This is a genomic window from Comamonas sp. GCA5, assembly GCF_036541385.1.
GTDB classification, from domain to species: domain Bacteria; phylum Pseudomonadota; class Gammaproteobacteria; order Burkholderiales; family Burkholderiaceae_C; genus Comamonas; species Comamonas aquatica.
In genome coordinates this window covers 1-7,422 of the sequence record NZ_JAZHFR010000124.1, presented here as the reverse complement: position 1 = coordinate 7,422, position 7,422 = coordinate 1, and the positions used below count along the sequence as shown (strand labels likewise).

The window sequence follows — 7,422 nt, the reverse complement described above, 5'->3', positions numbered from 1 at the left end:
AACCACCACTTGCCACAAAAGGCACTGGGGCATGAAGCCCCAGTCCAAGCACTCAAAAAATGGAAGATGAAAGCTCCTGATTTATTCGTCAAGAACGTGCGTAATCATCCGGGACCCGACAACTAGCGTTTGCCACATGAGCACTGGAGTCACATTCGACCCATAACCGCCATTTACCTTCTACCTGCGCTGAAGCGCACAGACTACAGGGTAGCGTGTGTGTCACGGAACACACACCTCGTGATCTGACTCGCCGCAGTTGTTTGAGCGGAGCGGCAAACCGCGCAGTGAGTTCTGCGGCGCACCCCGCAGGCGAGCACCGCAGGTTGCCCGCTTGGGTTTGGCGCAGCCAAGCCCAAAGGGACGCAGGTAGCAGGGTGTGCTTCTTTGCTTACTTTCTTGCACAAGCAAGAAAGTAAGTCGCCCCCGGCGCGATAAGCCGGCTCAGAAATTAAAGCCAGCGCAGCGCGCAAAACGCAAAGCACTTTTCAACATGCATAGCTACTAGCGCAAGCTAGACAAGCGCTACAGCCACATTCGGCTCATAACCCTTTCGACCTGCGCCGAGGTGCCCAGCCTGTGGGCTGGCGTGTCTGCCGCCTGGCGCACACCCCGGCAGGCGTGTGGATAGAAAACCGCCACTCAGTCCACCGAAGCACCGGATTGCTTCACCGCCTGCCCCCACTGCGTGATCTCCGCCGCCACAAAGGCATCCATCTCTGCCGACGTCGTGGGCACGGCCTCCGAGCCACGGTCGCTGATGAACTTGCGCATCTCGGGGCTGCGCAGGATGGCCACGGTCTCGCGGTTCAGGCGCTCCACGATGTCCTTGGGGGTGCCCTTGGGCGCCATCAGGCCCAGCCAGCCCACGGCCTCGAAGCCACGGAACTCGGGCAGGCCGGATTCGGCAATGGTGGGCACCTCGGGCAACTGGCTGGATCGGGTGCTGGAAGTCACGCCCAAGGGGATGGCCTTGCCGGCCTGGATGTTGGCCAGGGCGGCGGTGACCGAATCCACCATCAGCGGCACCTGCCCGCCCAAAAAGTCGGCCTGCGCCGGGCCGCTGCCCTTGTAGGGGATGTGCTCGATCTGCAGCTTGGCGCGCGCCTTGACCATTTCGCCGCTCAGGTGCTGGGTGCCGCCGATGCCGGCACTGGCATAGTTCCAGCGCCCGGGCTCGGCACGGGCCTTGTCCACCAGGTCTTTCATGCTGCGCACGCCCACGCTGGGGTGGGCCAGGAAGACCAGGGGCACCTTGGCAATCAGGCTGATGCCCACCAGGTCCACACGCGGGTCGAAGTTCACCTTTTTGTACAGCGTCTGGTTCACGGCCATGGCGCTGCCGGCGACCAGCAGGGTGTAGCCGTCCGCGGGGCTGCGCACCACCTGTTCGCTGCCGATGTTGCTGCCCGCGCCGGCCTTGTTTTCCACGACCAGGGGCTGGCCCAGGGATTGGCCCAACTTTTCAGCCAGGGCGCGGGCAAAGATGTCGGTCGCCTGCCCGGGCGGGAAGGGCACGATCAATTTGATGGGTTTGTCGGGGTAGGCTACAGCCACCGGGGCCGCAAAAGTCGTGGCCGCGCAGGTCGCGGCCGCCAGAAGCAGGGTTTTGTGCATCGTGTTGTCTCCTGCCATCCAGCTTAGTCCGTCGCCCACGCGGCCGCATCGCGACAATCCCGCAAGCGCCAGGGCAGGATGCCTCCCGCGGAATAGCTGGCCGTTGTGCCACCTTGCCCCATATCAGCAGGCATCAACCGCTGTCCATCTCGCTGCGATCGACGCGACAGCGGATGGGTCACGCGGCCCTCTGATGTGTGGGGCACTTGGATTGGACGCGCCCCACATCAGCTGCACCGCCGGGAGCCTCTCGACCACAGCCAGACCACCAGGCAAGTCGCCTCCAAAGCCACCCTCCACAGAACTTTTCCCTTTCCAGCCCGCCTAATACGGGCAACGTCTGCGCTTCGCCCTGGCCCGTACAGGGCCTCATCCTTCAACGCCTTCGCGAGAACCCCCACCCTATGGACTCTCTGACCCAAGCCGTGCTCGGCGCCAGCGTGACCGTGGCCGTCATGGGCCGCCGCACGTCCTTTGCCAAGGCCGCCCTGGTGGGCGCCGTGGCGGGCACGGTGCCCGATCTGGATGTGCTGATCGACCATGGCGACGATCTGCTGAACATGGTGCGCCACCGGGCCGAGTCGCATGCGCTGTTCTTTCTGACGCTGGCGGCGCCGCTGTTCGGCTGGCTGACGCATAAGCTGGTGGACCGCAAGGCGCCTGCGGGTGCGCCGAATTTGACGGCGCGCTGGAGCCTGGCCTGGCTGCTGGCGCTGCTGACCCATGTGGGCATCGACGCCATGACCAGCTATGGCACGCAGTTCCTGCAGCCCTTCACCGACCACGCGTTTGCCGTGGGCAGCGTGTTCATCATCGATCCGCTCTACACCCTGCCGCTGCTGCTGGGCCTGCTGCTGTCCGGGCTGCGCGCGCGGCGCGGGGTGGACTGGCGGGGGCCCAACCGCTGGGCGCTGGTCTTCAGCTGCTGCTATTTGTTGTGGAGCGTGGGCGCCCAGCACCAGGTGCGCAGCGTGGCGCAGCAGGCCCTGGCCGAACAAGGCGTGCCCGATGCCCAGCTGTTTGTCTATGCCACGCCGTTCAACACCGTGCTGTGGCGGGTGCTGGCGATCACGCCCACGCACAGTTACGAGGGCTTTTACAGCCTGCTGGACCAGGGGCACCACATCCCCCTGACGGCCACGGAGCGCGGCCAGGCCTACCTGCAGCGCTGGGCCAGCGTGCCGGCGGTGCAGGCCATGCAGCGCTTCACCCAGGGCCCCATCCGCATGGAACTGCGCGACGGCCGCGTGCTGCTGACCGACCTGCGCATGGGCCAGGAGCCACACTACAGCTTTGTCTTCGACCTGGGCACGCCCGCGCAGCTGGATGCGGGGCAGACGCAGCCGCACAAGGTCAGCGCCGTGCTGTCGTCCGGCTTCAGTCTGTCCGCGCTGATCGACCGCATCCTGGGGCGTGATCTGCGTGCCCCCGCCGCTACGGCGCACTAATAAGCGCAGGCCGCACAGAGGGCAGTGTTTTCTAAAAAGTGAGCTGCCGGCGCAGGCTGGATCAGCGCCAGCTGCGCATTTCATCCAGAGTGGCGAACCCCACCCTAGGTACGCCGTGGTTGCGCCTGGCCGTACCGGGCGTACGGTCTGCGGCTTCACGCCCCGTCGCTACCGCCCACCTGTGGTGGGCGGGGTGGTGTTGGCCACGCTAACAACCTGCTCGCCCCGCCAACCCCACCGGTTCAACACCCCGTAGCGGGCATCCCAGCCCCAGCGCGGGCGTGTGCCAAGAGGCGCACGCTTTCGGGTTTGCTTCTAATTCCCGGCAGTGGTTTGAACGGAGTGACGCCGTCGCGCAGGCCGTTCTGCCGGACCGCCCGCTGCCAGCGTCGTCGTTTCTGGGGTCTCCACGCACAGGGCTGCGCACCATGCGTGGCACCCCGCGCAAGCGCGAACCCCGGTTGCTTTGGACGCAGCAAAAGCAATCGGGTCGCTGCCGCGGGTGACTCCCGGCCCCCGCCCACACACCCGTGCAGCGCCCAAAGCGCACCCCGGACGGCATCCACGCGCTACCGCCAACTGGTGCGGCCTGCCACAGCAGCGCCACCGCCCCAAGGCATACTCCCCCCTCCGCCCCAACCCGTCCCGCCCGCCCCTCGCATGTCCGCCACGCCCCTGCCAACCGCAGCCCCTGCCAGCAGCGCCAGCACCCTGGCCTCCCTCAACCGCCTGGACGATTTCCTCCTGCACCCGCCGCACCACTGGCAGCCGCGCGGGCTGCAGCGTGCGGGGCTGGAGTTTCTGTGGTTCGGCATCAAGGAGGCGCGCAGTTGCCTGTTTGTGGGCCTGTTCTTCCTGGCGGTGTTCGCCGTGCCGCGCGCGGGCGTGCTGGGCCTGCCGCGCTACGACGTGCTGCTGCTGGCGGCCCTGGCCATCCAGATCGCCATGGTGGCCACCAAGCTGGAAACCTGGGATGAGCTGAAGGCCATCTCCCTGTTCCACATCGTGGGCTTCGCGCTGGAGGTGTTCAAGACCTCCAGCGGCATCAAGTCCTGGGCCTACCCCGACTTCGCCTACACCAAGCTCTGGGGCGTGCCGCTGTTCTCGGGCTTCATGTACGCGGCCGTGGGCAGCTACATCATCCAGGCCTGGCGCCTGTTCGACCTGCGCATCCGCCACCACCCACCGCACTGGATGGCAGCGCTGATCGCGGTGCTGATCTACGCCAACTTCTTCACCCACCACTACATCGGCGACTACCGCTGGTACCTGGCCGCCTGCGCCCTGGGCCTGTACGCGCGCACCACGGTGGTGTTTCGCCCGCTGGACCGCGACCGCCAGATGCCGCTGCTGCTGGCCTTTGTGCTGATCGGCTTCTTCATCTGGCTGGCCGAGAACATCTCCACCTTCGCCGGGGTCTGGAGCTACCCCAACCAGCTGGGCGCTTGGTCGGCCGTGCACGTGGGCAAGTGGAGTTCGTGGTCCATGCTGGTGGTGATGACCTTCACCATCGTGGCCAACCTCAAGCACATCAAGACCAAGATCCACGTGCCGCACTGAGGCGCTGCTGCGCATCTGGAGCGGCCATGGGCCCGGCCACCCGCGTGGATGGTGTGCGCTGCAAAGTTCTTTTCAGCCGCCCCGGCGCGGTGGCGCGCGACGACCCGGTTAGAGGCCGAGGGGCTGCTTCCCTGTCGGCCCGGCTGCAAAGTGCTTTGCAGCAGGCATGCCCCAACGCATGGGCGTGCCAAGACGCACAGGCGCCCGGCGGTCCTTGGTCCTGGGGGCCATCTGTCTGCAGGCCGTGCCGCCGCAATGCAGTCCTTCCCACGGCGCTGCCAGCGGCCACCGTTGTCTGCTCCGGGACCTTCACACATGCGGCGGCGCATTCGGTATTCCACCCCACGCCAGGGCGCTCTGGGGTTTGTGGACACCGATCCAGCCATCGGGGCAGCGCCGGGCAGTTGCCTGACTCGGCCCACTCCATCGCCCCACAGTCACCCAGCCTGGCACTGTGGCTCACCCGCAGGCATCAGACGGACCACGTCCAGCACGCGGTCATGGCCACGCATGCCATGGCCCGCCCGCGACTGCCGTGGATGCCGCCCGCTTGCCAAGCCCTGCGCACCCGCCACAGAATCGCCGCATCTCCATCCCGAAAGCCACCGTGGAACTGATCTTGCTGCGCGCCCAGGATGCGCACCCGCTCTGGGTGTTGGAAACCACGCACCGCGCCTACTTCGAAAGCTGGGTCAATCCCCGCCCCGACAACTTCTACACCCCGGTCGGCTTTGACCACGCCCTGCAGGCGGCCCTGCAGCTGCAAGCGACGGGCCAGGCCTTCCACTACCTGATCTGGCTGGGTGGCGAGCTGGCGGGGCGCATCAACCTGACCCAGGTGCGCCCCGCGCCGTACCACAGCGCGTCGCTGGGCTACCGGATTGCGCCCACGCACAGTGGCCAGGGGCTAGCCAGCGCCGCCGTGCAGGCGGTGATGCACAAGGCTTTTCAGGTGCATGGCCTGCAGCGCCTGGAGGCCACGGCGCGGCCGGAGAACCCGGCCTCGATCCGGGTGCTGGAGAAAAATGGTTTTCACCGTTTCGGCCACTCGCGCTGCAGCATCCAGCTGCACCGCCAGTGGTTCGACCTGCTGTACTTCGAGGCCCACGCCCAGCCCCAGGCGCCCGCCGCCCCGGTGTGAGCGGCGCGCCACCCGCGCCCGCGCCCGTGCCGCGGAGCCCAGGCGGGGCGGCGCGGGCCCGACGTGCTCAGAACAGCACGCGGCAGCGGATGGTGCCGGTGATCTCGGCCAGCTGCGCCAGCGGCAGGTCCTGGGCCTCGGCGCCGATGTCCATCACCACATAGCCCAGCTTCTCGTCGGTGCGCAGGTACTGGCCGACGATGTTCAGGCCATGCTGCGCAAACACCTGGTTGATGGCCGACAGCACGCCAGGCACGTTGTGGTGCACGTGCAGGATGCGCTTTTGCCCGGGGTGGGCCGGCAGCGCCACTTCGGGGAAGTTGACCGCCGAGGTGCTGGTGCCGTTGTCGCTGTACTTGACCAGCTTTTCCGCCACTTCCAGGCCGATGTTGGCCTGGGCCTCCATGGTCGAGCCGCCGATGTGCGGGGTCAGGATGACGTTGTCCAGGCCGCGCAGGGGCGAGGTGAACTCGTCCTTGTTGGTGCGCGGCTCGACCGGGAACACGTCGATGGCCGCCCCCAGCAGCTGGCCCGCACGCAGGGCGTCGGCCAGCGGGTCGATCTCGACCACGGTGCCGCGCGAGGCATTGATCAGGATGGCACCGGGCTTCATGGCGGCGATCTCGGCGGCGCCGATCATCCATTGCGTGGACGGCAGCTCGGGCACGTGCAGGCTGACGATGTCGCTGGTGGCCAGCAGCTCCTGCAGCGAGGCGGCCTGGCGCGCATTGCCCAGCGGCAGCTTGGTGACCACGTCGTGGAACACGACCTGCATGCCCAGGCCCTCGGCCAGCACCGACAGCTGGGTGCCGATGGAGCCGTAGCCGACGATGCCCAGGGTCTTGCCGCGGATTTCATAGGCGTTGTCGGCAGTCTTGAGCCAGCCGCCACGGTGCGCCACCGCGTTCTTGGCGGGAATGCCGCGCAGCAGCAGGATGGCTTCGCCCAGCACCAGCTCGGCCACGGAACGGGTGTTGGAGTACGGTGCGTTGAACACCACCACGCCGTGCTGGCGCGCCGCGTCCAGATCGACCTGGTTGGTGCCGATGCAGAAGCAGCCGACGGCCACCAGCTTCTGGGCGGCGGCAAACACCTCGGCCGTCAGCTGGGTGCGCGAGCGGATGCCGACAAAGTGCACATCGGCAATCTTGCGCAGCAGCTCCTCGGGCGGCAGCGCCCCGGACACCGTTTCGATGTTGGTGTAGCCCGCGTTGTGCAGCACCTGCAGGGCGCTGGGGTGGATACCTTCCAGCAGGAGAAACTTGATCTTCGACTTGTCCAGCGACGTCTTGGGGGTCATGACTTGGCTCCGATTGCTCAATCCCCCATTACAGCGGATTCGCGATACCGCTACGCGGGATAGGTGCTCCGCCGGCCCGCCGCAGCCTGGCACAGGGGCCCGGGGCTGCTTGGTGCGGGCGGGCATCCGTTCTCATAAAAAAAGAGCTGCCAGCGCTGGTGGGACAAGCGCTGGCAGCCATTTTTATGCCCAACACACCGCGCATGCCCCGAAGGGGACATGCGGGCCATGCAGGCGGTTCAAGCTCAGAAGGTTTCCCAGTCGTCCTCGGCCGTGGTCGCCGGGGCCTTGGCCTTGGGGGCGGCAGCGGGCGCCGCTGGGGCGGGGGCGGAGGCCGCACTGGGTGCCAGGGCCGG

5 protein-coding genes and 1 pseudogene are annotated in these 7,422 nt (G+C 67.0%); 4 read left to right on the top strand and 2 right to left on the bottom strand.

What is annotated here, in order from left to right; translation table 11 throughout:
- A pseudogene (locus SJH88_RS17950) lies at positions 1-126 on the top strand (IS481 family transposase); the annotation flags it as partial.
- 516 nt (positions 127-642) lie between these two features.
- Here the strand turns inward: SJH88_RS17950 and SJH88_RS17945 are convergent.
- On the bottom strand, positions 643-1,617 hold the full coding sequence (locus tag SJH88_RS17945) for a tripartite tricarboxylate transporter substrate binding protein (RefSeq protein WP_274755263.1): 975 nt from the start codon (positions 1,615-1,617) through the stop codon (positions 643-645).
- Between the two features lie 404 nt (positions 1,618-2,021).
- On the opposite strand from SJH88_RS17945, the gene SJH88_RS17940 reads away from it, so the two are divergent.
- The 3 genes from SJH88_RS17940 (at position 2,022) to SJH88_RS17930 (ending at position 5,766) form a co-directional block, all read left to right on the top strand.
- Positions 2,022-3,065 carry a metal-dependent hydrolase gene (locus tag SJH88_RS17940; RefSeq protein ID WP_274755262.1) on the top strand — a complete coding sequence of 348 codons (1,044 nt, stop codon included), beginning with the start codon at positions 2,022-2,024 and terminating at the stop codon, positions 3,063-3,065.
- 660 nt (positions 3,066-3,725) lie between these two features.
- Entirely contained in the window at positions 3,726-4,625 is a 900-nt protein-coding gene (locus tag SJH88_RS17935; RefSeq protein WP_274755261.1) for a DUF817 domain-containing protein, read from the top strand.
- Positions 4,626-5,232: 607 nt separating this feature from the next.
- Positions 5,233-5,766: a GNAT family N-acetyltransferase gene (locus SJH88_RS17930; RefSeq protein WP_274755260.1), complete on the top strand. Its 534-nt coding sequence runs from the start codon at positions 5,233-5,235 to the stop codon at positions 5,764-5,766.
- Positions 5,767-5,833: 67 nt separating this feature from the next.
- On the opposite strand, the gene serA is transcribed toward SJH88_RS17930, so the two are convergent.
- Positions 5,834-7,066: a phosphoglycerate dehydrogenase gene (gene serA, locus SJH88_RS17925; RefSeq protein ID WP_183303365.1), complete on the bottom strand. Its 1,233-nt coding sequence runs from the start codon at positions 7,064-7,066 to the stop codon at positions 5,834-5,836.
- Positions 7,067-7,422: the final 356 nt, after the last annotated feature.